At 69.1% G+C, this 22828-nt stretch carries 24 protein-coding genes; 7 read left to right on the top strand and 17 right to left on the bottom strand.

All coding sequences use genetic code 11. The features are described from left to right. Window positions 1–20: 20 nt before the first annotated feature. The 4 genes from ACN8HC_RS17940 to ACN8HC_RS17925 all read right to left on the bottom strand — a co-directional run bounded on the left by ACN8HC_RS17940 (window position 21) and on the right by ACN8HC_RS17925 (window position 3758). Window positions 21–545, bottom strand: coding sequence for a TM2 domain-containing protein (locus tag ACN8HC_RS17940; protein ID WP_490076209.1), 525 nt, complete (start codon window positions 543–545; stop codon window positions 21–23). Window positions 546–624: 79 nt separating this feature from the next. Continuing rightward, window positions 625–1581: a 23S rRNA (guanosine(2251)-2'-O)-methyltransferase RlmB gene (gene rlmB / locus ACN8HC_RS17935; protein ID WP_490076208.1), complete on the bottom strand. Its 957-nt coding sequence runs from the start codon at window positions 1579–1581 to the stop codon at window positions 625–627. A gap of 1 nt (window position 1582) precedes the next feature. After that, window positions 1583–3004 (bottom strand): cysteine--tRNA ligase, encoded by a 1422-nt coding sequence (gene cysS, locus ACN8HC_RS17930; protein WP_490076207.1) that lies wholly within the window; start codon window positions 3002–3004, stop codon window positions 1583–1585. A gap of 115 nt (window positions 3005–3119) precedes the next feature. Further along, window positions 3120–3758: an MBL fold metallo-hydrolase gene (locus ACN8HC_RS17925; RefSeq protein WP_490076246.1), complete on the bottom strand. Its 639-nt coding sequence runs from the start codon at window positions 3756–3758 to the stop codon at window positions 3120–3122. Between the two features lie 102 nt (window positions 3759–3860). On the opposite strand from ACN8HC_RS17925, the gene ACN8HC_RS17920 reads away from it, so the two are divergent. From ACN8HC_RS17920 to ACN8HC_RS17910, 3 genes are all read left to right on the top strand, one after another. Continuing rightward, window positions 3861–4151: an ArsR/SmtB family transcription factor gene (locus tag ACN8HC_RS17920; RefSeq protein WP_490076206.1), complete on the top strand. Its 291-nt coding sequence runs from the start codon at window positions 3861–3863 to the stop codon at window positions 4149–4151. A gap of 17 nt (window positions 4152–4168) precedes the next feature. Further along, window positions 4169–4540 carry a VOC family protein gene (locus tag ACN8HC_RS17915; protein WP_490076245.1) on the top strand — a complete coding sequence of 124 codons (372 nt, stop codon included), beginning with the start codon at window positions 4169–4171 and terminating at the stop codon, window positions 4538–4540. An 88-nt stretch (window positions 4541–4628) separates the two neighbouring features. After that, window positions 4629–5465, top strand: coding sequence for a DUF72 domain-containing protein (locus tag ACN8HC_RS17910; RefSeq protein ID WP_490076205.1), 837 nt, complete (start codon window positions 4629–4631; stop codon window positions 5463–5465). On the opposite strand, the gene ispF is transcribed toward ACN8HC_RS17910, so the two are convergent. Genes ispF through ACN8HC_RS17895 form a run of 3 tightly spaced genes read right to left on the bottom strand, consistent with a single transcriptional unit; the run spans window position 5449 to window position 7714 of the window. Beyond that, entirely contained in the window at window positions 5449–5931 is a 483-nt protein-coding gene (ispF, locus tag ACN8HC_RS17905) for a 2-C-methyl-D-erythritol 2,4-cyclodiphosphate synthase (RefSeq protein ID WP_490076204.1), read from the bottom strand. The two genes, ACN8HC_RS17910 and ispF, sit on opposite strands and share 17 nt — an antisense overlap. After that, window positions 5928–7193, bottom strand: a complete 1266-nt coding sequence (locus tag ACN8HC_RS17900) for a 2-C-methyl-D-erythritol 4-phosphate cytidylyltransferase (protein ID WP_490076203.1) — start codon at window positions 7191–7193, stop codon at window positions 5928–5930. Before ACN8HC_RS17900 ends, ispF begins: the two co-directional genes overlap by 4 nt. Window positions 7194–7231: 38 nt before the next feature. Further along, window positions 7232–7714: a CarD family transcriptional regulator gene (locus ACN8HC_RS17895; RefSeq protein WP_490076202.1), complete on the bottom strand. Its 483-nt coding sequence runs from the start codon at window positions 7712–7714 to the stop codon at window positions 7232–7234. 243 nt (window positions 7715–7957) lie between these two features. On the opposite strand from ACN8HC_RS17895, the gene ACN8HC_RS17890 reads away from it, so the two are divergent. Continuing rightward, the gene (locus ACN8HC_RS17890) at window positions 7958–8518 is read left to right on the top strand and encodes a hypothetical protein (protein ID WP_490076201.1); all 561 of its coding nucleotides are present in this window, start codon (window positions 7958–7960) and stop codon (window positions 8516–8518) included. A 66-nt stretch (window positions 8519–8584) separates the two neighbouring features. Here the strand turns inward: ACN8HC_RS17890 and ACN8HC_RS17885 are convergent, their stop codons facing one another. Both ACN8HC_RS17885 and ACN8HC_RS17880 read right to left on the bottom strand, forming a co-directional pair. Then, window positions 8585–9268 (bottom strand): winged helix-turn-helix domain-containing protein, encoded by a 684-nt coding sequence (locus ACN8HC_RS17885; protein ID WP_490076200.1) that lies wholly within the window; start codon window positions 9266–9268, stop codon window positions 8585–8587. Next, window positions 9265–10428, bottom strand: coding sequence for a sensor histidine kinase (locus ACN8HC_RS17880; RefSeq protein ID WP_490076244.1), 1164 nt, complete (start codon window positions 10426–10428; stop codon window positions 9265–9267). Before ACN8HC_RS17880 ends, ACN8HC_RS17885 begins: the two co-directional genes overlap by 4 nt. 162 nt (window positions 10429–10590) lie before the next feature. On the opposite strand from ACN8HC_RS17880, the gene phoU reads away from it, so the two are divergent. Next, window positions 10591–11259 carry a phosphate signaling complex protein PhoU gene (phoU, locus tag ACN8HC_RS17875; protein WP_490076199.1) on the top strand — a complete coding sequence of 223 codons (669 nt, stop codon included), beginning with the start codon at window positions 10591–10593 and terminating at the stop codon, window positions 11257–11259. A gap of 37 nt (window positions 11260–11296) precedes the next feature. Here the strand turns inward: phoU and ACN8HC_RS17870 are convergent, their stop codons facing one another. The 3 genes from ACN8HC_RS17870 to mshA form a co-directional block, all read right to left on the bottom strand. Continuing rightward, window positions 11297–12040, bottom strand: coding sequence for a phosphoglyceromutase (locus tag ACN8HC_RS17870; RefSeq protein WP_490076198.1), 744 nt, complete (start codon window positions 12038–12040; stop codon window positions 11297–11299). A gap of 10 nt (window positions 12041–12050) precedes the next feature. Next, window positions 12051–12560 (bottom strand): YbjN domain-containing protein, encoded by a 510-nt coding sequence (locus ACN8HC_RS17865; RefSeq protein WP_490076197.1) that lies wholly within the window; start codon window positions 12558–12560, stop codon window positions 12051–12053. Between the two features lie 134 nt (window positions 12561–12694). After that, window positions 12695–13972 carry a D-inositol-3-phosphate glycosyltransferase gene (gene mshA, locus ACN8HC_RS17860; RefSeq protein ID WP_490076243.1) on the bottom strand — a complete coding sequence of 426 codons (1278 nt, stop codon included), beginning with the start codon at window positions 13970–13972 and terminating at the stop codon, window positions 12695–12697. Between the two features lie 136 nt (window positions 13973–14108). On the opposite strand from mshA, the gene ACN8HC_RS17855 reads away from it, so the two are divergent. Both ACN8HC_RS17855 and ACN8HC_RS17850 read left to right on the top strand, forming a co-directional pair. After that, entirely contained in the window at window positions 14109–14918 is an 810-nt protein-coding gene (locus tag ACN8HC_RS17855) for a class I SAM-dependent methyltransferase (protein WP_490076196.1), read from the top strand. A 70-nt stretch (window positions 14919–14988) separates the two neighbouring features. Beyond that, window positions 14989–18078 carry an AfsR/SARP family transcriptional regulator gene (locus ACN8HC_RS17850; protein WP_490076195.1) on the top strand — a complete coding sequence of 1030 codons (3090 nt, stop codon included), beginning with the start codon at window positions 14989–14991 and terminating at the stop codon, window positions 18076–18078. Between the two features lie 66 nt (window positions 18079–18144). On the opposite strand, the gene ACN8HC_RS17845 is transcribed toward ACN8HC_RS17850, so the two are convergent. The 5 genes from ACN8HC_RS17845 to ACN8HC_RS17825 all read right to left on the bottom strand — a co-directional run bounded on the left by ACN8HC_RS17845 (window position 18145) and on the right by ACN8HC_RS17825 (window position 22529). Further along, window positions 18145–18978, bottom strand: coding sequence for a peptidase inhibitor family I36 protein (locus ACN8HC_RS17845; RefSeq protein WP_490076194.1), 834 nt, complete (start codon window positions 18976–18978; stop codon window positions 18145–18147). Window positions 18979–19005: 27 nt separating this feature from the next. After that, window positions 19006–19854 carry a peptidase inhibitor family I36 protein gene (locus ACN8HC_RS17840; RefSeq protein WP_490076193.1) on the bottom strand — a complete coding sequence of 283 codons (849 nt, stop codon included), beginning with the start codon at window positions 19852–19854 and terminating at the stop codon, window positions 19006–19008. A 144-nt stretch (window positions 19855–19998) separates the two neighbouring features. After that, window positions 19999–21174 (bottom strand): mannose-6-phosphate isomerase, class I, encoded by a 1176-nt coding sequence (gene manA / locus ACN8HC_RS17835; protein ID WP_490076192.1) that lies wholly within the window; start codon window positions 21172–21174, stop codon window positions 19999–20001. Between the two features lie 16 nt (window positions 21175–21190). After that, window positions 21191–21517, bottom strand: coding sequence for a DUF2516 family protein (locus tag ACN8HC_RS17830; protein WP_490076191.1), 327 nt, complete (start codon window positions 21515–21517; stop codon window positions 21191–21193). 40 nt (window positions 21518–21557) lie between these two features. Continuing rightward, a complete protein-coding gene (locus tag ACN8HC_RS17825; RefSeq protein WP_490076190.1) occupies window positions 21558–22529 on the bottom strand; it encodes an asparaginase in 972 nt (323 codons plus the stop codon). Between the last annotated feature and the right edge of the window lie 299 nt (window positions 22530–22828).

Genomic DNA, 22828 nt, shown 5'->3' with positions numbered 1-22828 from the left:
CGGCCCGGCATACTCACCTGTTATGCCAGCGGCTTGCCGTCCGAGTCGTTGATCTTGTGCATCAGCAGCAGGATGAAGTCGATGAGATGCCACACGCCACACGCGCCGAGGGTGACCAGCTTGAGGATGCCCAGGCCGGTGTGGCCCAGGTAGAAGCGGTCGACACCGAGACCGCCGAGGAAGAACGACAGCAGCACCGCGGTCAGCCAGTCCTTGCCGGAGAAGATGCCCGGCACCTGCTTGGCCGGCACGACGAAACCGGACGACGCGTCGCGGACCGGCGTCTCACCCTTGACCACGCCCGCCGCAGCCATCTGGGCGAGCTGCGAATAGGGCACCGGCCCCTGTTCCTGACCCATGGTGAGCAGGAAGTACATCGGCTCACCGCCGTGGGCGTAGTACGGCTGCTGTCCGTACGCCGGCGAGCTCTGGTAGGGCTGGCTCTGCTGCGGCGCCTGACCGTATGACGGCCCGGAATAGTCGCCGCTGGCTGCCCCGTTGTCCTGCTGACCGTCGCCGCCGTAGTTCCCCTGGAAGTCGCTCATGTCCTGCTTTCGGTCGTTGCGGTATGCCGGAACCATAGCGTCAGACCGCCGGCGTTGCCCGCCGGTTCCGCTGACCCGTTCAGTTCGCGGCGCGCAGCCGGGCGACCTCGTAGAGCGTGACCGAGGTCGCGATGCCGGCGTTGAGCGACTCGACGGACGAGCTCATCGGCACCGACACGATCTGGTCACAGGTCTCGCGCACCAGCCGCGACAAGCCCTTTCCCTCGGAGCCGACCACGATCACCAACGGCTCGGTGGCCAGCTCCAGCCCGGGCAGCTCGACGTCGCCGTCCATGTCGAGACCGATGACGAAGAAGCCGGCCTTGCGGAAGTCGGTGAGGGTCCGGGTCAGGTTGCCGGCCAGGGCCACCGGCACTCGTGCCGCCGCTCCGGCGGAGGTCTTCCACGCCGCGGCCGTCATACCGGCTGAACGACGCTCGGGGACGATGACGCCGTGGCCGCCGAACGCGGCGACCGACCGGAGGATGGCGCCGAGGTTGCGCGGGTCGGTGATGCCGTCGAGCGCGACGACGAGCTGAGTGCCGGGCGCCTCGGGGTTGATCAAGTCGTCGGGGTGCGCGTAATCGTAGGGCGGCACCTGGAGCGCCAGACCCTGGTGCGGTGTGCCGTCGGACAGCCGGTCGAGCTCGGGACGCTGCGCCTCCATGATCGGAACCAATTGATCCGCGGCTATTTTCAGCGATTCGCGGACCCGGTCGTCGGAGTCGATCCGGCCCGCGACATAGAGGGCGGTGGCGGGTACGCCGACCCGCAGCGCCTCCAACACCGAGTTGCGGCCGACGATCAGCTCACCGGACGGCTTGGCGTTCTTGGACTGCCGACGGGGCGCGGACCTCTGCGCGGCATCCGACTTATGAGCAGTCTTGTAGGCCTTGTGATTCGGCCGCTCGGTCGCCTTCGGCGTCGGGCCCTTCCCCTCCAGGGAACGGCGCCGCTGGCCGCCGCTGCCGACGACGGCGCCCTTCTTCGAGTTGCCCTTGCGGACCGCGCCGCGGCGGCTTGAGTTTCCGGGCACGTCAATCGTCCTTGTCAGGTTTGCCGGTGACGGTCCAGCGAGCACCGTCCGGTCCGTCCTCCACCGTGATGCCGGCGGCGGTCAGCTGGTCGCGGAGCTGGTCCGCGGTCGTGAAGTCGCGCTCCTGCCGAGCGCGGGCCCGCGCCTCGATCAGGCCCTCGACGAGCGCGTCGAGCGCGCTGGTCGCGGCATTGTCACTGCTCGAACCCCATTGACCAGAAAGCGGATTGACGCCGAGCACCTCAGTCATGGCGACCACCTCGGCGGCGATCGCGGCAGCGCGGTCGGTGTCGCCCTCGTCGAGGGCGATGTTGCCCTCGCGGATGTGCTCGAAGACCACGGCGAGCGCGCCGGACACGTTGAGGTCGTCGTCCATCGCGTTCGCGAAGGCCGTCGGTATGGCGTCCGCCTCGCCCACGCCGTCCGGCAGGGCCCGGCGCAGGAAGCCCTCGATCCGGTCGACAGCGGCGGCTGCCTCGTCGAGTGAGCCGGGGTGGTATTCGATCGTCGAGCGGTAATGCACCGCACTCAGGTAGTAGCGCAGCACCAGCGGACGAACCGTCCTGGTGAGCTCGAGCACCGCGAGAGTGTTGCCGAGCGACTTGCTCATCTTCTCGCCGGCGATGGTGACCCAGCCGTTGTGCATCCAGTAACGCGCGAAACCCAGTCCCGCTCCGTGCGATTGGGCTTGTTCGTTCTCGTGGTGCGGGAAGCGCAGGTCGATGCCGCCGCCGTGGATGTCGAAACTGTCGCCCAGCCAGCGACGCGCCATCGCGGAGCACTCCAGGTGCCAGCCCGGGCGGCCGTCACCCCACGGCGTGGGCCACGACGCAGTGGCGGGCTCGCCCGCTTTGGTGCCCTTCCAGAGCGCGAAGTCGCGCGGGTCGCGCTTGCCGCGCGGATCGGCGTCGGCAGCCGGCTCCATGTCGTCGATCTTCTGCCGGGTCAGCTCGCCGTATTCGGGCCAGGACCGGACGTCGAAATAGACGTCGCCGGAGCCGTCCTCGGCCGGGTAGGCGTGGCCCTTGTCGATGAGCAGCCGGATCAGCTCGATCATGTCGGTGACGTGACCGGTGGCGCGCGGCTCGTAGCTGGGTCGGAGCACGCCGAGCGCGTCGAGTGCGTCGTTGGTCTCGCGCTCGAAGGTGTAGGACCACTCGTTCCAGGGGACGCCGGCCTCGGCCGACTTGGTCAGGATCTTGTCGTCGATGTCGGTGATGTTGCGGACAAGCGTCACGTCATACCCATGACCGGTGGTGAGCCAGCGGCGCAGGATGTCGAAGGCGACCGCGAAGCGGACGTGGCCGATGTGCGGCGCGCCCTGCGTGGTGAGCCCGCAGATGTAGATGCCGACCTGTCCCTCGCGCAGCGGCTCGAACGGCCGTTGCGTCCCGGTGGCGGTGTCGAAGATCTGCAAGGTCACGCAGCCGAGTTTATCTGCCGCGAGCGGCTCCCCCGACCACGCGCCCTGTCGATCGAGGGGAGTACACGTGCACCTCTCCGTGCCACTCCCGTCGGTCAGGTTGTGGTCGTGTCGCTCAGTGCCCGCGGTCGATCCACTCCTGCAGGTGCGGCGCCTCTGCGCCGATCGTCGTGTCGTCGCCGTGCCCGGTGTGCACGACGGTGTCCGGTGGCAGGATCAGCAGCTTGCCGCGGATCGAGTCGACGATGGTGCCGAAGTCGCTGAACGACCGTCCTGTCGCTCCCGGGCCGCCGTTGAAGAGGGTGTCGCCGCTGAAGAGGACGCCCTCCTCTTCCAGCAGGAAGCAGCACGCGCCGGGCGAGTGCCCTGGGGTGTGAACAACTTTCAGCTGCGCTCCGCCGACGTCCAGCTGCTGCCCGTCCGCCAGCTCGCCGTCCGGGGCCTCGGTGATCACCCGGTCCCAGAGCATCCGGTCCGCGCCGTGGATCAGCACCTGCACGCCGGGATGCAGCGCCGCGAGGTCCCGCACCGCGTCGATGTGGTCGTCGTGGCCGTGTGTGCAGAGGATGTGCGTCAGCCGCCGGGCGCCGATGGCGGAGTCGATCGCCGACGCGTCGTGCGCCGCGTCGATCACGACGCATTCGCTGTCATCTCCGATGATCCAGACGTTGTTGTCGACGTCCCAGGTGCCGCCGTCCAGGCTGAACGTGCCCGACGTGACCACCTTGTCAATGCGTATGTCGCTCACGGGGATTCCTCTCGTTGCGGCGGACCGTCAGCCTATCCGGCGGCCCGGCGTGCGGTGGTCACCGACCACCCCTTGATAGGCAAGTACGAACTTGCCTATTATCTCGGGGTGAGCGACGAGGTGTTCCGTGCCATCGGGGACCCGACCCGCCGGGTGATCCTCGACGAGCTGACCGCCCGCGACGGAATGACCTTGTTCGAACTGTGCACCCGGCTGCTCACCGAGCACGGCCTGACGATCACCCGTCAGGCCGTGTCGCAACACCTCGCCGTGCTCGAAGACGCCGGACTGCTGCGGACGGAGCGAGCCGGCCGCACCAAGCTGCACCATCTCGACACCGGACCGCTGCGGTCGCTGCTCGACCGCTGGGTCACACCCGAAAAGGAGAACCGACCGTGAGACCACAACTTCACGTCATGAGCGTGTTCGTCGACGACCAGGCCAAGGCCCTCGATTTCTACACCGACCGGCTCGGCTTCGTCCCCAAGCACGACGTGCCGATCGGGGCCGACCGCTGGCTCACCGTTGTCGATCCGGAGGCGCTGGACGGTGTTGAGCTGCTGCTCGAGCCGAACGGGCACCCCGCTGCTCAGCAGTTCCAGCGCGCGATTGCTGAGGACGGCATACCTGCGGCGTCCTTCCGGGTCGACGACGTCGAGGAGGCACATCGCGAATTGTCCGCAGCCGGAGTCCGGTTCGTTCAACCTCCGAGTGTCCAAGGCGAGTTCACGATCGCCGTGCTCGACGACACCTGCGGCAACCTGATCCAGCTCATCGGGCCGGCGTGAGCTCCGTCCATCCCGTCGGACGTTTTCCCATGCCAGGCGAGCGCTATGGCTCCCGCCCGGCATGGGCGAGGCCGCGTAGGTTTGCTGAATGAACTTCTTCGTCGGCACGTCGGGATGGAACTACCCGAGGTGGCGCGGGGACTTCTACCCGCCGGGGCTCGTGCACCGACGGGAGCTCGAATACCTCTCGCAACGCACGACATCCGCGGAGCTCAACGGCTCGTTCTACTCGCTCCAGCGACCCACCTCGTATGCCGCCTGGCGCGACCAGGTGCCGGACGACTTCGTCTTCGCAGTCAAGGGCGGCCGGTTCATCACCCACCTGAAGCGGCTGCGGGACGTCGAGTCGGCGCTGGCCAACTTCTTCGCCTCGGGAGTGCTCGCCCTGCCACCGAAGCTCGGACCGATCCTGTGGCAGCTGCCGGCTCGTCAGCCGTATGACGCGGAGCTCCTGGAGTCGTTCTTCGCGCTGCTGCCGCGCACCACGACGGAGGCGGAGCGGCTCGCGGAGCGGCACGACGACAAGCTCAAGGAAGGGCGGGCGCTCACCCGCGCCACGTCATACACGACGTTGCGGCACGCGCTGGAGCCGCGCCACGAGAGCTTCCTGGAGCCGGAGGCAGCCGACCTGCTGCGCCGGCACGACATCGCGATGGTGCTGGCCGACAGCGCCGGTCGCTGGCCGGTCATCGACCGGGACACCGCCGGTTTCCGCTACGTGCGACTGCACGGCGACACCGAGCTCTACGCGAGCGGCTACGGCGCGGGGGCGCTGGATGCGTGGGCCGAGCGATGCCGTGAATGGGCGTCCGCCGGGCAGGACGTGTATGTCTATTTCGACAACGACGCGAAGGGATTCGCACCGCACGACGCCGTCGCGCTGCTCTCCCGGCTGACCGGGGACTGCATCACTCGAACGGTATGACGAGCGCGGTCGCGATGGCCGCGACGCCTTCGCCGCGGCCAGTGAGGCCCAGGCCATCGGCGGTGGTGCCAGCGACCGAAACCGGCACTCCGCCAAGGGCTTCGGAAAGCACCGCCTGTGCCTCACCGCGGCGCGTGCCGATCTTCGGGCGATTGGCAACGACCTGCACGGCGACGTTGCCGAGCTGAAATCCGTTGTCGAAGAGGATGTTTCGGGCCTCGCCCAAGAGCCGCACACCGGGCGCGCCGGCCAGCTCCGGGCGATCGACACCGAAGTGCGCGCCCAGGTCCCCCAGACCGGCGGCGGAGAAGAGCGCGTCACACATAGCGTGGGCCGCGACGTCCCCGTCGCTGTGGCCCTCGACACCGCGCTCCCCCGGCCACTCCACACCGGCGAGCCAGAGCGGCCGTTCGTCCGTCGCGTAGCCGTGCACGTCGATGCCGATCCCGGTGCGGGGCAAGGTCATGAGTGACTCCTCATCCAGTCGATCACTGCCTCGGCGAGTTCGGAGGGTGCCCGTGTCGCGGTGTCGAGCCGCAGATCCGGCGACCACGGCTGATATTCGCGGTCGAGCACGTCCTGCCACGCCGGCACCTGGAGGCCGGGTATGTCGGAGGACCGCTCGGTCACCCGACGCTCGTGCAGTTGCGGGTCGGAGCACTCCAGCTCGACCTCCACCAGCCGGGCACCGTGCTCGGCCGCGACCGCACGCCACCAGTCGCGTGTCTCCGGCATCGGGTTGACCGTGTCGGCCACCACGGAGAGGCCGAGCGCGAGCTGGTCGCCGGCCACGCGCAAGGCCACGGCATACCCCTCGGGGCCGGTGATCTGCTTGGCGAGACCGCTGTGCACGAGCGTTGCCTCGATGGTGTCGACGCGCAGATGCGCCAGCGGAATGCGCTGGGCGAGGGCGCGGGCCAACGTGGTCTTGCCGGTCCCGGGGAGGCCGCCGAGGACGATGAGGACGGGTGCGGCGCGGCCGAGCAGGCGCTCGGCGGCCTCGATGTCCGGCGGCAGGGTGATCTTCAGCGCCAGCGGGTCGCCGTCGATCACCTGGACAGTGCCACCGGAGCGTTCGATCAGCATCGCGTCATCGGTCGCGTCTCCGCCGCGGGCGTGCGCGGCCTCCAACGCCGCCCGACGAAAGCCCTGCGGCGTCTGCACCGCCCGCAGCCCCGCCCGGTCCGGCGTGTCGATCACCCGGCCGGTGGAGTCGACCCGCTTGATCGTGTCGCTGACCGGCAGGCCGGGGACCACGCCGTCGGCCCCCGCTGCGACGGCGGCAGCGACGGCGTCGAAGAGGGATGTCGGCGCGAGGGCACGTGCGGCGTCGTGGACGAGCACGATGTCCACCTCGGGTGGCAGTGCGGTCAGGCCGGCGGCCACCGAATCCGTCCGCTCCGCGCCGCCGGGTACGACGCGCACCCCGGGCAGCAGCGCCTCGAACTCCGCGAGGTGGGTCTTCGGGGCGACCACGACGATCGAGTGGGACGTGCTCTCGATGCGCGGCTCACCCCGCTTCGGCACCCCACGAAGTTCCTCCCCCGCTTCGCTCCTCCGGATACTTCGCGGGGACCCCGCCGCTCCTCCAGCCGCTACTCGACCGACGTCGCGGGCGCGTTCCAGGGCGTGCTCGACCAGGGTGCGGCCGCCGATGTGGACGAGCGCCTTCGGCATACCGGCGCCCAACCGCATCCCCATCCCGGCGGCCACGACGACAACGCCCACGACCGGAAAGTCGTGGGCGTTGTCAGCGGGTCGGTGGCTCAGGAGGCGAGCACCTCATCGAGAGTGGCCTCGGCCTTGTCCTCGTTGATGTGCTCGGCGAGCGCCAGCTCGGACACCAGGATCTGGCGTGCCTTGGCGAGCATGCGCTTCTCACCTGCCGAAAGGCCGCGATCCTGGTCACGGCGCCACAGGTCGCGCACGACCTCGGACACCTTGATGACGTCACCGGACGCGAGCTTCTCGAGGTTTGCCTTGTAGCGACGCGACCAGTTGGTCGGCTCCTCGGTGTGGTCCGCGCGCAGCACCTCGAACACGTGGTCGAGGCCTTCCTTGCTGACGACGTCGCGCACACCGACCAGGTCGCAGTTCTCGGCCGGAACTTCGATCTTCAGGTCGCCCTGGGCAACCTTGAGAACGAGATACTGCTTGTCCTCTCCCTTGATCTTGCGGACCTTGATCTCTTCGATGAGGGCCGCTCCGTGGTGCGGGTAAACGACCGTCTCGCCGACCTTGAAAACCATGTGTTGTTTTCCCCTTTCGCGGTTCCCAGAATATCACGAGTTGTGCGGGTCACATAAACGTTTCCGCAGGTCAGCGCCTTGCACAGGCGTCCAAGGTGGTCTTGACAAGCCGCGCCGCGCGTGCTCCGCGCGCGCGAGATCTGATGGTCAACCAGTTCACGTGGGGTGCTCACGGCGGGAGAGACGTAGCCGCCCGGCCCGCCCGCTCGAAAGCCGCGGGGACGGACCGCTAGGCTGACGCGTGTGACGCGACGACTGGCTTCCCACCTGAATTCGGTGTCCCGGCCCGCGCTCGGTGCGCTGGCACTGGCAGCGACCGCGACGACGCTGAGCGGCTGCATGTACCTCTCGCCGGCGCAGACGACCAAGAGCTACGACGCCGCCGACGGTGTCAGCAAGACCATCGGCAACGTGCAGTTGCAGAACCTGCTGATCGTCACCAGCGCCCAGGGTCAGCCGGGTGCGCTGCAGGGTCTCGCCGTCAACAACGGTCAGTCGCCGGTCAAGCTCACTGTCAAGGCCGGCAGTTCCTCGACCAGCGTGACCATCCCGGCCGCCACCGCGGTCCGCCTGGATGGCAAGAAGTCCGGCGTCGACAAGGCCACGGTCTCCCCCGTCTCGGTGTCCTCCGTCGCCGCCCGACCCGGCGCCTACGAGAGCGTGAGTTTCTCCACCCAGGGCAGTGGCACCACTGACATCCAGGTGCCGGTCATGCTCGACCAATACCCCTACGGCTCGGCGTCGCCGGCCCACCCGACCTACACCCCCCCGCCCAACACGCAGGCGTCGGAGCCGCCGGCCTGAGCAGCCCTGCCCCGAACGCATTCGGCCCCTGACTCGCTGTCAGGGGCCGTTGTCGTATGCCGCGGGTCAGGACGTCTCGAACTTGTAGCCCAGCCCGCGCACGGTGAGGATGAACTTCGGCTCGCCCGGATCCGGCTCGATCTTGGCCCGCAGCCGCTTGATGTGCACGTCGAGCGTCTTGGTGTCCCCCACGTAGTCGCTGCCCCAGATCCGGTCGATCAGCTGCGCCCGGGTGAGCACCCGCCCGGTGTTGCGCAGCAGCAGCTCGAGCAACTCGAACTCCTTGAGAGGCAACGAGATCGATTCGCCCTTGACAGCGACGGTGTGCCGCTCGACGTCCATCCGGACCGGGCCGCCCTCCAACGTCGCCGGCACCAGCTCCTCCGCCTCCTGGCCGCGGCGCAGCACCGCCTTCACCCGCGCCAGCAACTCGCGGGCCGAGTAGGGCTTGGTCACATAGTCGTCGGCGCCGATCTCCAGCCCGACCACCTTGTCGACCTCGCTGTCCTTAGCAGTGAGCATGATGACCGGGACGTTCGACTTCTGCCGCAGCATGCGGCACACCTCGACGCCGGGCATGCCGGGCAGCATCAGGTCCAGGAGCACCAGATCGGCTCCGATGCGGTCGAATTCGAGCAACGCGTCCGGCCCGGTCTCGGCGAGCGCGACGTCATACCCCTCCTTGCCGAGCATGTAGGTGAGCGGGTCGGAGATGGAGACTTCGTCCTCGACCACGAGGATGCGCGTCATGGGCTGACCTTCCGTGTCGTGTCAGGTATGGCGGGGCCGGTCGGCGGTGCCGCCGGAAGTCGCATGGTGAAGGTCGAGCCGTGGCCCTCTTCGGACCAGACGGTCACCTCACCACCATGGTTGGAGCAGACGTGTTTGACGATCGCCAGGCCGAGACCGGTGCCGCCGGTGCGGCGCGACCGAGCGGCGTCGACCCGGTAGAAACGTTCGAAGATGCGGTCCAGTTCAGCGGGTGGGATGCCGGCGCCCTGGTCGGTCACGATCACCGAGACCAGGTCGCCGTCCGGCTGCACACCGACGCTGACCCGGGTGTCGCTGTCGGAGTAGTTGACGGCGTTTTCGACCAGGTTGCGGATCGCGGTCGTGATGAGGTTCGGGTCGCCATACAGCTGGACCGGCACCGCCGGGTCGCCATACGCCGTGACGAGGGTGATGCGCTTGTCGTCGGCGAGCACCCGGACATGCTCCACCGCGTCCTGGGCACAGGCGCGCAGGTCCACCAGCACGGGGTCCTCCAGGGTGTCCGCGACCTGCAGCCGGGACAGCTCGACGATCTCCTGCACCAGCCGCGCCAGCCGGGTCGTCTCCACCTGCATTCGGCCGGCGAACCGGTGCACCGCCTCACTGTCGTCCCGGGCCTCGTCGACCGCCTCGGCGAGCAGCGTCAGACCGCTCACCGGCGTTTTCAGCTCGTGCGAGACGTTGACGACGAAGTCGCGGCGGGTCTCCTCGACCCGCCGGGAGTGAGTGCGGTCGTCGACGAGGAGCAGCACGTGGTTGCCGCGAAGCGGTGCGACGCGCACCGCCAGCGTCAGCTGGGCACTGCCCAACGGACCGCGCGCGACGTCGAGCTCCACTTCGCGGACGTTACCGTCACGGCGGACCCCGCGCACCATGCCGAGCAGCTCCGGGTGGGACACCTCGGCGGCCCTGACCAAGCCGAGTGCGCCGGCGCTCGGACTGGACCAGACCACCTGGTCCGAGGCGTCGACCACGATGACGATCGACTGCAACACGTCGAGCACGTCGATGGCGGCGGGCGTGAGCGGTGACGTGGAATGCGGCGCTTCAGCGGCGGGGGTCGCGGCCCGGCGTCGTACGAGCACACCAGCGACGAAGCCCACGACGAGGGCGGCCGCCGCGGTGGCAACTGCGAGCATCACGGCGCCCAATGTACGCACCCCTGACACCTCGTTTTCACCGAAGCGGCGTCGTATGCCGAGTGTCCGACGAGCGTTAACGTCTGCGTCTCCTGGCGTTCACCGAACGCGGGGACCCTTCAACCGGAACGACCGGGATCACCACAACAGCAAGGGATACAGATGCGCGACGCTTTCCACGACGACCTCGACAAGGTGTCGGACGACCTCGTGGAGATGACCACGATGGTGGGGGCCGCCATGGAGCGGGCGACCACGGCGCTGCTCGAGGCGGACCTGCGGATCGCCGAGAGCGTGATCGCGGCCGACGACGACATCGATGTGCTGCGCCGTGCGGTCGACGACCGGGCGGTGGACCTGCTGGCGCGCCAGCAGCCGGTCGCCACGGACCTACGGATGGTCGTCACCGCGATGCACATGGCCAGCGACATCGAACGGATGGGCGACCTCGCCCGACATGTGGCCAAGGCCGCGCGACGCCGTTACCCGGAGGGCGCCATACCCAGCGAATTGCACGGCACGATCCGCGGTATGGCGGACGTCGCCGCCCGGCTCGTCGCAGCCACCGGGCAGGCGATCGCCGACAAGGACGTGACCGGCGCGGCCGAGATCGACCGGATCGACGACGAGATGGACGACCTGCACCGGGCGATCTTCGCCGAGTTGCTCGGCCACCGCTGGGAGCACGGCACGGAGGCAGCCGTCGACACCACGCTGATCGGCCGCTACTACGAGCGGTTCGGCGACCACGCCGTCGCGGTGGCGGGACGCATCGTCTACCTCGTCACCGGCCGCTACGACACACGCGACGAGGGGCTCGCCCGCCGCTGATACAGCCCGACCCGCGCGAGGAGTCGACGCCGACGAGTCAGCGACCCTGGTTGGCGACGGCTTCCGCGGCGGCCTTCGCGGCGACCGGGTCGAGGTATTCGCCACCCGGGACGGTCGGCTTGAGGTCTTCGTCGAGCCGGTAGACCAGCGGCTGGCCGGTCGGGATGTTGAGGCCGACGATGTCGTCGTCGCTGATGCCGTCGAGGTGCTTGACCAGCGCGCGCAGGGAGTTGCCGTGCGCCGCGATGAGCACGGTCTTGCCGTCCTTGAGGTCCGGCACGATCGCCTCCTCCCAGTAGGGCAGGAAGCGCGCGACGACGTCCTTGAGGCACTCGGTGCGGGGCATCTCGTCACCGAGGCCGGCGTAGCGGACGTCGCCGTCCTGGCTGTATTCGCTGCCCGGCTCGATCGGCGGCGGCGGCACGTCGAAGGAGCGGCGCCAGGTCATGAACTGCTCCTCGCCGAACTCCGCCAGAGTGGCCTTCTTGTCCTTGCCCTGCAGCGCGCCGTAGTGCCGTTCGTTCAGCCGCCAGCTGCGGCGCACGGGGATCCAGTGCCGGTCGGCGACGTCCAGCGCGAGCGCTGCGGTCGTGATCGCGCGCCGCAGCAGCGAGGTGTGAACCACATCCGGCTGCAGGCCGCCGTCGAGGATGAGCTGACCGCCGGCGACCGCCTCCGCCCGCCCCTTGTCGCTCAGCGGGACGTCGACCCAGCCGGTGAAGAGATTCTTGGCGTTCCACTCGGACTCGCCGTGACGAAGCAGCACCAGGGTGTAGGTCATAACGGCCATCCTATTCAGCGGGGCTGCCGCCCTCTGCGTGGTCCAAGAGGTGGCGGAACGCCTCCAGGTTGCGGGTGGACTCGCCGCGACTGATCCGCCAGTCCCATTCCTTCTGCATGGAGGTCCGGAAGCCGATCACCAGCAGCTCGTTGAAGATCTCGTCGGACGCCTCCAGCACCGTCCCCATCAGGGTGTCGAGGTATGCCGCGTCCACCGCCGCGACCGGTGCGCGGGTGACCACGAAGACGTCGCCGTGCTCATCCACGGCGTAGGCGACGCCCGGCCGGCGCAGGTTGCGCCGCAACAGATAACGGTAGAACTCCGTCTCGTTCTCGTCCGGGTGTCGTATGACGAAGGCGGTTGCCGTCAAGGCGGTTTCGCCCAGCACCAGCGATACGACAGTCTTCAGCTTGCGCTCCCCCGGCAGCGTCACGACGAACTCACCGTCACGGGCACCGAGCTCCCACTCCACCTTCGCGTCCGTCAGGTAGTCCTCGATGATCTGCTGCGTGTCGGTCATCGCACTAGCCTCTCGCACCTTTCCCGCCGTTGACGGCCGAACCAGCCAGTGACCCCGCAGCTGCACCGTCAGCGACCGGTTCGACCGTCAACCGCGGACACTCCCGCGCATGACTAGCACTCGACCGACGCGGGTCAGGGGATCGGGGCGGTCGGCACACCGGTGAAGGCCGCCAGCTGCATGGTGGAGGTGTCTTCGGCGGTGCTGCGGCAGGCGTGCCGGTAGACCTCGAGAAGCCGCTCGCTCGTCGCGTCCCAGCCGAAACCGGCGGCGTGCTCGATCGCGTTGCGCGCCAACTGCTCGCGCAACACGGTGTCGTCGAGCAGCTCCGCGATCGCGGTCGCCCAGTCGGTCGGGTCGTGGCCGTCGACCAGCCGGCCGGCGTTCCCGACCGCGTCCGGGAGGCCGCCGACGTTCGCCGCGACCACCGGTGTCCCGCACGCCTCCGCTTCGAGCGCCACCAGCCCGAAGGACTCCGAATACGACGGCACCGCAAGCAGATCCGCCGCCCGATACCACTGCACGAGCTCTGCGCGGTCGACCGGTGGGACGAACTGCACGACGTCGGCGATGCCGAGCTCGCGGGCCAGCTGCTGCAGCCGGCGCGGGCGTTCCAGGCCCGTGCCGCTCGGGCCGCCGAGCACCGCGACCGTCAGCCGGTCCCGCCGGGCGGGTTCGTGCTCGAGCAGGGGGGCGACCGCCCGCAGCAACACGTCCGGAGCCTTGAGCGGCTGGATGCGCCCCACGAAGAGCACCACCTGCGCCTCAGCCAGCAGGCACACCGCGGACCGCGCCTCAGCCTTGTCGCCCGGCGTGAAGGTCGCCAAATCGACCCCAGGAGAGACGATTTCGACGAGCGACGGGTCTGCGTCATACAACTCGACGAGCTCGCCTGCCTCGCGGGGCGTGTTCGCGACGAGCAGGCTCGCCGCGCGCACGACCTGCTCCTCGCCGATCTCGCGACCGCCCGGCTCGGGCCGGTCTCCCTCCGCCAGGGAGGCGTTCTTGACGCGCGCCATCGTGTGCATCGTGTGCACCAGCGGCACGTCCCACCGGTCCGCCGCCAACCAGCCGACCTGGCCGCTCAGCCAGTAGTGCGAATGGACCAGGTCGTAGTGCCCTTCCGGGCTGTGCGCGACGTGGCGCATGACGCCCGCGGCGAAGGCACACAACTGGCCGGGCAGGTCGTTCTTGGCGAGGCCCTCGTAAGGGCCGGCGTCGATGTGCCGGACCAGGACTCCTGGGCTGAGCTGCACGGTGTCGGCGAGCGCGGCAGAGGTGCGCCGGGTGAAGATCTCCACTTGGATCCCCATGCGGCCCAGCCGCTTCGCCGTCTCGACCACATAGACGTTGAGCCCTCCCGCATCGCCGGTGCCAGGCTGATCGAGTGGCGAGGTATGCACGCTGATCATCGCCACGCGCCGCACGGGACACGGCCGGCCGGGAGCTGTCGTCACCCGGCCAGTGTTCCACTCCTGGTCACCCCACGAAGTTCCTCCCCCACCGCTCCTCCGAATACTTCACGGGGCCCCGACTTAGGCTGGTGCGGTGCGAGCGGAACGTCCGGTGGGAGCCATCACCCGCGGCACGACGGCTCCCAATCGCCTGCGGCGCTGTGACCGCTGGCTCCTCGCGACCCAGGCATGGCGTCTGCGGCGACCGACCGCGGCTCCGGTCGTCGTCGACCTCGGCTACGGTGCCTCGCCGATCACCGCCGTCGAACTGCGCGACCGCATCCGCACGGTCCGGCCGGATGCGCGCGTTGTCGGCATCGAGATCGACCCGCAGCGGGTTGCTGCCGCGCAGGACTTCGCCGGCGATGGATTGTCTTTCGCGCGAGGCGGTTTCGAGATTCCCGTGCCGGGTGAAGTGAGCGTCGTGCGCGCCTTCAACGTCCTGCGTCAGTATGACGAGGCAGAAGTCCACGGAGCCTGGCGCCGCCTGCAGGAGCGGCTGACACCGGACGGGTTGGTCATCGACGGCACCTGCAGCGAGATCGGCCGGGTGATGACCTGGGTCGCGCTCGATGCAACGGGTCCGGTGTCGCTCAGCCTGTCGCTGCGACTGCGCGGCCTCGACTCCCCGGCGGTCGTGGCGGAGCGACTGCCCAAGGCGCTCATCCACCGCAATGTGCCCGGCGAGCGGATTCATGCCTTCCTGCAGGCGCTCGAGCATGCCTGGGCGAAGGCCGGCCCGCACGCGTCATACGGTGCGCGCCAACGCTTTCTCGCGACCGCGGCAACCCTGCAGCAGGACGGGTGGCCGTTGCTCGACGGCCCCGGCCGGTGGCGGCTGGGTGAACTCTCGGTGGCCTGGGATGCCGTTGCCCCGACGATGCCGACGACCGGGAAACCCTGAGCAACAGGGCTGCCGAATCCGCCGCTGCCGAACCTCCCTTCGGCTCAATCAGCGCATTACCGTGAGCGGCATGCGTACTCCAGGGGACTGCGCCCGGCTTCGGGCGCTGGGTCCGGTGGAACTTCTCAGGGGATCGACACCGTTGCCGCTGAGTCAGTTGGAGCGCTCCGTGCTGGCCCGGGTCGCCATGTGCCCGGCCGGGGGCTCGGCGCCGACCGACTCTCTGGTGCCGTGGATCTGGGGTGACGATCCGCCCTCCTCCGCGCGCAACCGGGTGCAGGCTCTCGTGTCGGGACTGCGACGCAAAGGCGGTGGGCTGTCGGTGATCGAGACGACCAAGACCGGCTACCGTCTCGCCGACTGCGTGCGGTCCGATCACGCCGAATGGCGCGAGCTCGTCGATCGCGAGTCGTCCGGCGCCGACCGATGGGCCCGGCTGACTACGGCGATCGACCTCTTCGACGGGCCGCCGTTGCAGAACATCCCGCCGACCGAGGAGGTGCATCTCGCGCAGGAGACGTTGACCGGTGAACGTCTCTCCGTCATGGAGGAGTGCACCGAGCTCGCCCTCCAGCTCGGCGAATTACGTGGTTTGGCAACGCGATTGACCGCCCTCGTGCAAGAACAGCCGTTCCACGAGACGTTCGCCGCGCAGCTGATGCGCGCGCTGGTCGCGACCGGGCGTCAGGAGGAGGCACTGCGCGTCTACCGCGACATCTACCGGCGGCTGGACGACGAACTCGGCGTCCAGCCCTCGGAACTGCTGCGAGCCGCTCACCAGCAGGTGCTGAGCGGGTCGAGTTGGGTGGCACCGGACCGGCCGACGCCGGGACAACCGGCGTCCCGCCCGGCGGAGCCGCCGGAGCCGGCGCACTCCGCGGCAGCCGCCGGGGTCGCCCACCTGCCGATACCGCGAACCCTGCCCCGTGGCCCGTCGCACTTCGTCGGGCGCGACGCGGAGCTCGACCAGGTCCGGCTCGCGGCGGCGAGTGCAGCGGACGAGGCCGTGGTCGTCACGGTGACCGGCCTGACCGGGGTCGGCAAAACCGCGCTCGCCATACGGGCGGCACGGCAGGTGCAGGAGCGCTTCCCCGACGGAACCCTGTATGCCGATCTCGGTGTCAGCGAGGCGCTCGACCCGGCGGACGTGCTCGGCTCCTTCCTCCGGCTCCTCGGGGTGCGCACCCGCGCCATCCCGGAGGACCTCCCCGCCCGGACCGGCCTGTTCCGCTCCGTCCTGGAGACCCGGCGGGTCCTCATCGTCGTGGACAACCTGCCGGTCGTGACGCCCGACGTCGCCGAGTCGCTGGAACACCTGCTGCCGGTGTCGGCGGGCTCCCTCGCAATTGTGACAGCTCGCGGCATGGACCCGGAGGTCGCTGACTGGTCGTCGATTCGGTTGCGGTCGCTGCAGATCGACGATGCACTCAGCCTGCTGGGCGCGCTGATCGGCGAGGACCGGGTCGCGGCCGATGTCGACGGCGCGACCTCGCTGCTCCACGCGACCGGACGACTGCCCCTCGCGATCCGGCTGGTCGCAGGTCGGCTCAGCCACCGCCCCGACCGTCGCTTCGCGCCGATGGCGGAGCGGTTGCGCTCCAGCTCCCCCGGCGGGCGGGACGCACTCGAGGGCCTGCGGCGCAGCGTCCAGCTCGTGTGGGAGCGACGGACCGCCGAGGAGCAGCATGCCATCGGCTTGCTCGCCCATCTACCGCTGAGCGGCGTCAGCGGCTGGATGCCCGGAGTGCTCCTGCACGACGAGGACGCCGGCGACGACCTCATCGAGATGCTGCTCGCCACGAATCTGATCGAGCCGGTCGAGCGCGACAACGAGTGCACCATCTACCGGCTGCACGATCTGGTCGCGCAGTTCGCCCGCCACCACCAAGCCATCGACGACGACGAAGTAGCGCGATGCGCAAGGGATCTCGGCCGGGAGCTGCTGCGCCGGGCGACGAGCTTCCACGACTCCTTCCACCGCCGCTTCGTCCCTGCGCCGCCCCCCATGCCGGACGACGACGCGTCGCCGCTGCCCGCCGCCGACGTCGCGGTCGCGCGAGCCTTCTTCCGAGCCGACGGCCCGGCGATGCTCGCGATCGCCGAGGCGGTGCTCGACTCCGCACCGGAGCTGTCCTGGCGGTTGCTGGTCGCCGCGGCCAACGCGCAGCACACCTTCGCCGGGCACGGCAGTTGGCTCGACGTGGCGTCACGGGTGCGCGCGCGGCTCGGCTCCGCCTCGTCGGACCAGCAGCTGGGCCGCGCATTGCTGCAGCTTGCCGAGGCCTGGCACCGCCAGGACCTGCGGTCGCAGTCGCGGGAGGCGCTGGCTGCCGCCGGCAGTGCGCGCAAGGCGCTCACACTGTTGGGCGCCAACCAGGCAGCCGCCGCAGCGGACATCGTCACGGCGCAGGCCGCCCTGTCGTTGGGTCGGCGATCACTTGTCGAGGCAGCGCTGAACCGCGCCGAGGAGCTGCTCCACGAGAAAGCCGACCCGACATACGCCGGTTGGGCGAGCACCGTGCGGGGCGTGATGCTCAACGACTACGACGAGTTGACCGCCGCCGAGCACGAGCTGATGCGCAGCCGCGAGCTGCTCGCCGCCGGCGGTGACCGGATCGCCTACGCGACAGCGACGATCGAGCTTGCGCGGGTGACCTGGCGCCAGCACCAGCTGGGCTCGGTCAACGTGCTGCTCGCCGAGGTGACCAGCCTGCTGCAGGACTTCGACGAGCAGCACCTGCTGTCATACGCGCTCGACGCGCGGTCCGAGATGAGCTACCAGCTGGGACGGGACGAGGACGCGTTGCAGGAGGCGGAGGTCGTATGGCGCCGAGCGACCGACGCCCAGGACCTCTTCCTGGCAGCGCGCGCCCGCCGCACCAAGGCCCGCGCGCTGGCCGCACTCGGCCGGCTCGGCGAGGCGGCCACGGAGTTGCGGGAGAGCATCGAGGAGTGCACGACGTTGGACCGGCCGCTCAGTGTCGCCGCCGCCATGCACGACCTGTCGGTGGTGCTGTCCAAGCAGGGCGAGCATGCTGCCGCCGCCGAACTGAGTCGCCAGGAGCGGGCCGCGCGCGCATCCGCGGATCTGGCCGCGCGCGAGGAGTTCGACGAGGCGTTCGGCCGGGAACTGGACGACGTCGATCCCGCATCGGTCTGACCGCGACAGGTTCGGGTGGGCGCGGTCACTGCGAAGACCACGCCCACCCGAGATCTGAGCCGACCCTCAGGAGACCAGCTTGCTGTAGTGGAACGGCTTGAACGTGCCGTAGCCGGAGAAGTACGGGTAGGGATCGATCCGGTGGACCGCGCCCTTGCTGCCGCTCTCCTCATAGGCCCAGTAGGACGTGTGATCCGTGGTGGCCCACTTCTCGAAGATCACGACGTGACCCTGGCTGCCGACGTTGGAGTTGAGCAGCACGTCACCGGTTCGGAGCGCCGACTTGCTGATGTAGCTGCCGTAGTTCGGCATACCGGCCGTCGTCGTGCCCGGCTTGGGCAAGCCCCACGCCATCGACACATACCCGGAGCAGTCCTCGCGGTAGCCCTGGTAGTAACCCTGCTGGTTGTAGGGCACTCCGTTGGCCACCCAGACCTTGGCCCGGGAGATGACCGTCGCGCCGGTCACCCCGACGGCGCCGATGTGGTGAGAGGCGTCGTTGTTCTTCAGCGTGGAGTTGAGGTTGGCCTTCGTACCGGCCGCGATCTTCTGCGACGCGCCACCGTAATTGCTGTTGTAGTAGACGTACACCGGCTTCGACGTGCGGTTCCACACCGACGCCGCGTTGTTCTTGATGCACAACCCCTTACCGGCACCGGCGCCCTTGAAGACGTAGCACGTCGCCGGATCCGTCCCGTAGTTGGCGACCGATGTCGTGAAGTCCGACACCGACCCCGCCTCGTCGGAGTTGTAGTAGTAACAGAATTCGCCCGACTCGCACGCACCATTGCGCGCGGTCGCCGCATGCGCCGGCGCGGCGATCACCGCACCGGTGCCGACCGCAACGAACGTACCGGCGGCGAGCATGGTTGCCAGCCGAGTTGCCTTTGCGCTCAGCACTTTTCGTCCTTGGCCTGACATCGCGGCTCAGAAGTGGATGGCGTACTGGAAGCCGCCGTCGTTACTGTTCAGGCCGGAGATGTGCCGGGTGCCGTAGCCGTAGGGCGTGTTCCAGTTGTACTCTTCGACGTCGAACGAACCGTCGGCGTACACCTTGTTGATGTAGGCGACGTGGCCGACCTTGTGCACGGTGTTGACCGCGATGGCGCCGACCTTCGGCGTCCGGTTCACCGGGATGCCGGCGGCCACTGCCGCGGTGTACCAGTGACCTGCGTTGCCCCAGTGCTGGCCCTTGTAGGAGTTGGAGAACGCGACACCGTCCCGGCTGTTCACGCGCCAGGCGGCGAAGGACGTGCATTCACGCGTGTAGAAATTCCACTTGTCCACGAGGTCCGCCGCCGAGTTGCGGTAGGGATAGTCGTTGACCGGCGCCTGCGAGGACAGCGCGCCGATGTGGTGCGAGGCGTCGTTGTTCTTCAGCGTGGAGTTGAGGTTGGCCTTCGTACCGGCCGCGATCTTCTGCGACGCGCCACCGTAATTGCTGTTGTAGTAGACGTACACCGGCTTCGACGTGCGGTTCCACACCGACGCCGCGTTGTTCTTGATGCACAACCCCTTACCGGCACCGGCGCCCTTGAAGACGTAACACGTCGCCGGATCCGTCCCGTAGTTGGCGACCGACGTCGTGAAGTCCGACACCGACCCCGCCTCGTCGGAGTTGTAGTAGTAACAGAATTCGCCCGACTCGCACGCACCATTGCGCGCCGTCGCCGCATGCGCCGGCGCGGCCGCGATACCGATGGCTGCCCCGGCGAGCAGGGCCGAGGTGCCGATGACGGCGGCGGCTCGGTTCAGACCTGAACGTGTGGTGACCATTTTCAACACTCCTCTGACGTGGTCGGCTCCGTGCGGAACGTCATCCACCATCGCGACCACCACTGCGAATCCGCTGCGGCCGGTTCGCAGCGCCGCACCGGATCATCGCAGCGCCATGACGCGCGTGCGGGTCGCAGCAGTCGCTCAGGAGTTGGTGAGACCCGACGTGGCCAGGTAGAGCGTGCCGGCGCCCGACGCAGTCGCCGGACCGTCGGCGGCACCGAGGAAGCAGGACTCCCCTGGCGCCAGCTCGAACTCTTCGCCCGCACACGACAACGAGACGGAACCGTGCAACGCCAATGCGATTCGCGGGCGGTCGGGCGCGGGAAGGACGACCGGTTCCGCCGCCGGTTCGACGACGTGCAGCTGGAAGTGGGGCACTTCCGCGGGGAAGGAGTGGATCCGCCCGGGAGTCGGGCGCTCGGGCACCATGGCGCGGTCCGAGTCGACGATGCGCAGCAGCTCGTCGATGTTGATCGGCTTGGGAGTCAGCCCGGCGCGGACGATGTTGTCCGAGTTGGCCAACAACTCGACACAGGTGCCGTGCACGTAGGCGTGCAGCACGCCCGGCGGCACGAAGATGTAGTCGCCGGGCTCCAGCACGCGGTGCACCATGAGCAGTAGCACCACCAGACCGATGTCGCCCGGGAACTGCTCGGCGATCCGCAGCATCGCGTCGAACGACTGGGCGTCCGGCCCGGTCAGCCGCGCGCCGCAGGCGGCGACGACCTCGTCGACGAGCGCACGCTGGAGCTCGCGGTCGGCGCGCAGGATGTCAGCCAGCAGCGTTGCAACCGGTGCCTGTTCGTCAGCGACTGCCTGCAGCATCGCGGTGAGCGACGGCACACCGAGCAGGTGGACGACGCGGCGGATGTCGTCATACGGCCGCAGACCGGCGAAGATCTCGAACGACGTGACGGCCAGCAGCGCCTCGGGCTTGGGCCACCTGTCGGCGTAGGTGCCCGGTGCCGCGGCGAGCGCCTGCCCGGCGTTCGGGTGTGCCTGGATGGAGAGCGCGGTCTGCGGCGCGAGGATCTTCAGCAGGAAGGGGAAGCGTCCGCCGAAGTGGCGGGCCACCTGGGGCCCGAGCGTGGCGATGGGGTCCTCGGCGACGAGCCGGTCGAGCGTGACGTCACGGATGCCGGACGGTGCGGCCTCGTGTGCGCCCATCCACAGCTCCGCCTCGGGCTCGGCGGTCGGCGATGGGCGTCGGGTCAGTTCCGCGAGCACGGTGCGCGAACCCCAGGCGTAGGTCTTGATCTGCGGGCGCAGCCGACCGAGCACCGGCGTGGACCAGCGCGCCATCTCCCCTTCGATCACGGCAGGCGGTGTCCTGTCACCACGATCCGTAGGGTCCCCGGTTGTTCCCCTGGGCGCGCCCGGTCACCTGCTGCAGCGCAGGGCGCACGTCGGCGAGGTAGACGCCCGCTGCCACCACGGCGGCGATCTCGAAGATGCTGATCGGCGACAGGATCATCAGGAAGCCGATCAGGGACGCGACGCCGGTGATCGCCAGCCACGCCGGCTTGCTCAGCTTGCCGGCGGCTGTGAATGCGTCGGACCGTTGCCGGACGCAGTCGACGAGCGCGAAGAGCTGCATCGCGAAGAGCGCGACGCCGAGGACGATCGCGACGGTCTCCTGCAAGTGCACCAAAGCTCCCATGCTGTCAGCCTAACGCCGCGGATGGCCGTCAACTGTGAGTTCACCGTATGACGGCGGTGACCGCGCCCACCGGCTCCCCGTGTCCCAGCACGTCGGCGTGCCCCAGCTCGTCGACCGCGGGGCCGGTCACACCGGCACGCCGCAGCAGCTCCGCCATGACGACGGGACGGGCCCGCTGGCCACCGTCGGCGATCTTCACCACGAGACCGCGTCCGTCGGAGAGGCCCACGGCATACACCGCCTCGGCGCCGTCCTTGGCGATCAGCCCGTCGACGCCGTTGATCAGTTTGGTGACGTCCCGCGTGCTGCCGCCGAGGTATTCGGGATGCTCGCGGATGGCGTCCCGCACGGTCGCCTCGTCCGTGCCGGCCTCGGCGGCGGCGAGCGCCCCGAAGGCGCGGGCCAGCCCGGCCGGCGAGATCGCCACGACCGGGGCGCCACAGCCGTCCACCGCGACAGCAGCGATCTCCTCGTGCGCGAGTTCGCTGATCGTCGCGGCCATCGCCTGCTGCAGCGGGTGCTGGGGGTCACGGTAGGTCGCGGTGTCCCAGCCGTTCACGACGCACGTGGCGAGCATGGCGGCGTGCTTGCCGGAGCAGTTCTGTGTGATCGAGGTCGGACCGTTGCCCTCGCGGAGCCACTGGATGCGGGTCTGTTCGTCATACGGCAGGTCGGGGGTGTTCTGCAGGTCGGCCTCGGTGAGGCCCGCACCGGCGAGGATCGCCCGGACTCCGTCCAAGTGGAACTGCTCGCCGGAGTGACTCGCGCTGGCCAGCGCGACGAATTTCGGCTCGAGCCGCAGCCCGCTGCGCAGCATCGCGAGGGTCTGCAGCGGCTTGTTGGACGAGCGCGGGAAGCACGGCGCGGTGACGGCACCGAGCGCGACGTCGATCTGCCCGTCGGGGCCGGTGATGACGGCGACGCCGCGGTGCACGGACTCGATGAAGCCGCCCCGGTCGACCTGGGCGAGGACGGGAGCGTCGGAGAGTGCGAGTAGGGATGAGGAAGCCACGGTCCCGACGATAGAGCCGTATGGCGCGGTCGCCTCCGCAGGGTTCGGCTGACGGACGCAGGCCGGCGCCGTTCGGGCGGGGTGACGTCCACAACTCGCGACCGTTGCGGGTTGTGCACGCTGATCACGAGAATCCGGTGAACAACTCGCGACCGTCGCGACTTACGCACGGCGCAGGCCGGGCGGATTCCACCGGTCTAGGCAACATCTCGAATTGAAGGAGATGTTGTGGGAGATCGTCAGAAGGGTTGTACTCGGTCGTATCCGCCGCAGGTGTGGTCGAAGTTTTTCGACTTGGT

The organism is Flexivirga sp. YIM B11880 (genome assembly GCF_058148645.1).
Note: the sequence above shows the minus strand (reverse complement) of the source record. Positions and strands in the feature narration are given on the sequence as shown.

Coding starts and splice junctions, on each gene's coding strand:
- mshA (WP_490076243.1), bottom strand. CDS start 13,972: ATGATCAGCGTGCATACCTCGCCACTCGATCAGCCTGGCACCGGCGAT.
- ACN8HC_RS17885 (WP_490076200.1), bottom strand. CDS start 9,268: ATGACGCGCATCCTCGTGGTCGAGGACGAAGTCTCCATCTCCGACCCG.
- ACN8HC_RS17840 (WP_490076193.1), bottom strand. CDS start 19,854: ATGGTCACCACACGTTCAGGTCTGAACCGAGCCGCCGCCGTCATCGGC.
- phoU (WP_490076199.1), top strand. CDS start 10,591: ATGCGCGACGCTTTCCACGACGACCTCGACAAGGTGTCGGACGACCTC.
- ACN8HC_RS17940 (WP_490076209.1), bottom strand. CDS start 545: ATGAGCGACTTCCAGGGGAACTACGGCGGCGACGGTCAGCAGGACAAC.
- ACN8HC_RS17830 (WP_490076191.1), bottom strand. CDS start 21,517: ATGGGAGCTTTGGTGCACTTGCAGGAGACCGTCGCGATCGTCCTCGGC.
- ACN8HC_RS17850 (WP_490076195.1), top strand. CDS start 14,989: ATGCGTACTCCAGGGGACTGCGCCCGGCTTCGGGCGCTGGGTCCGGTG.
- ACN8HC_RS17910 (WP_490076205.1), top strand. CDS start 4,629: ATGAACTTCTTCGTCGGCACGTCGGGATGGAACTACCCGAGGTGGCGC.
- ACN8HC_RS17880 (WP_490076244.1), bottom strand. CDS start 10,428: ATGCTCGCAGTTGCCACCGCGGCGGCCGCCCTCGTCGTGGGCTTCGTC.
- ACN8HC_RS17870 (WP_490076198.1), bottom strand. CDS start 12,040: ATGACCTACACCCTGGTGCTGCTTCGTCACGGCGAGTCCGAGTGGAAC.
- ACN8HC_RS17895 (WP_490076202.1), bottom strand. CDS start 7,714: ATGGTTTTCAAGGTCGGCGAGACGGTCGTTTACCCGCACCACGGAGCG.
- ispF (WP_490076204.1), bottom strand. CDS start 5,931: ATGACCTTGCCCCGCACCGGGATCGGCATCGACGTGCACGGCTACGCG.
- ACN8HC_RS17865 (WP_490076197.1), bottom strand. CDS start 12,560: ATGACCGACACGCAGCAGATCATCGAGGACTACCTGACGGACGCGAAG.
- ACN8HC_RS17915 (WP_490076245.1), top strand. CDS start 4,169: ATGAGCGTGTTCGTCGACGACCAGGCCAAGGCCCTCGATTTCTACACC.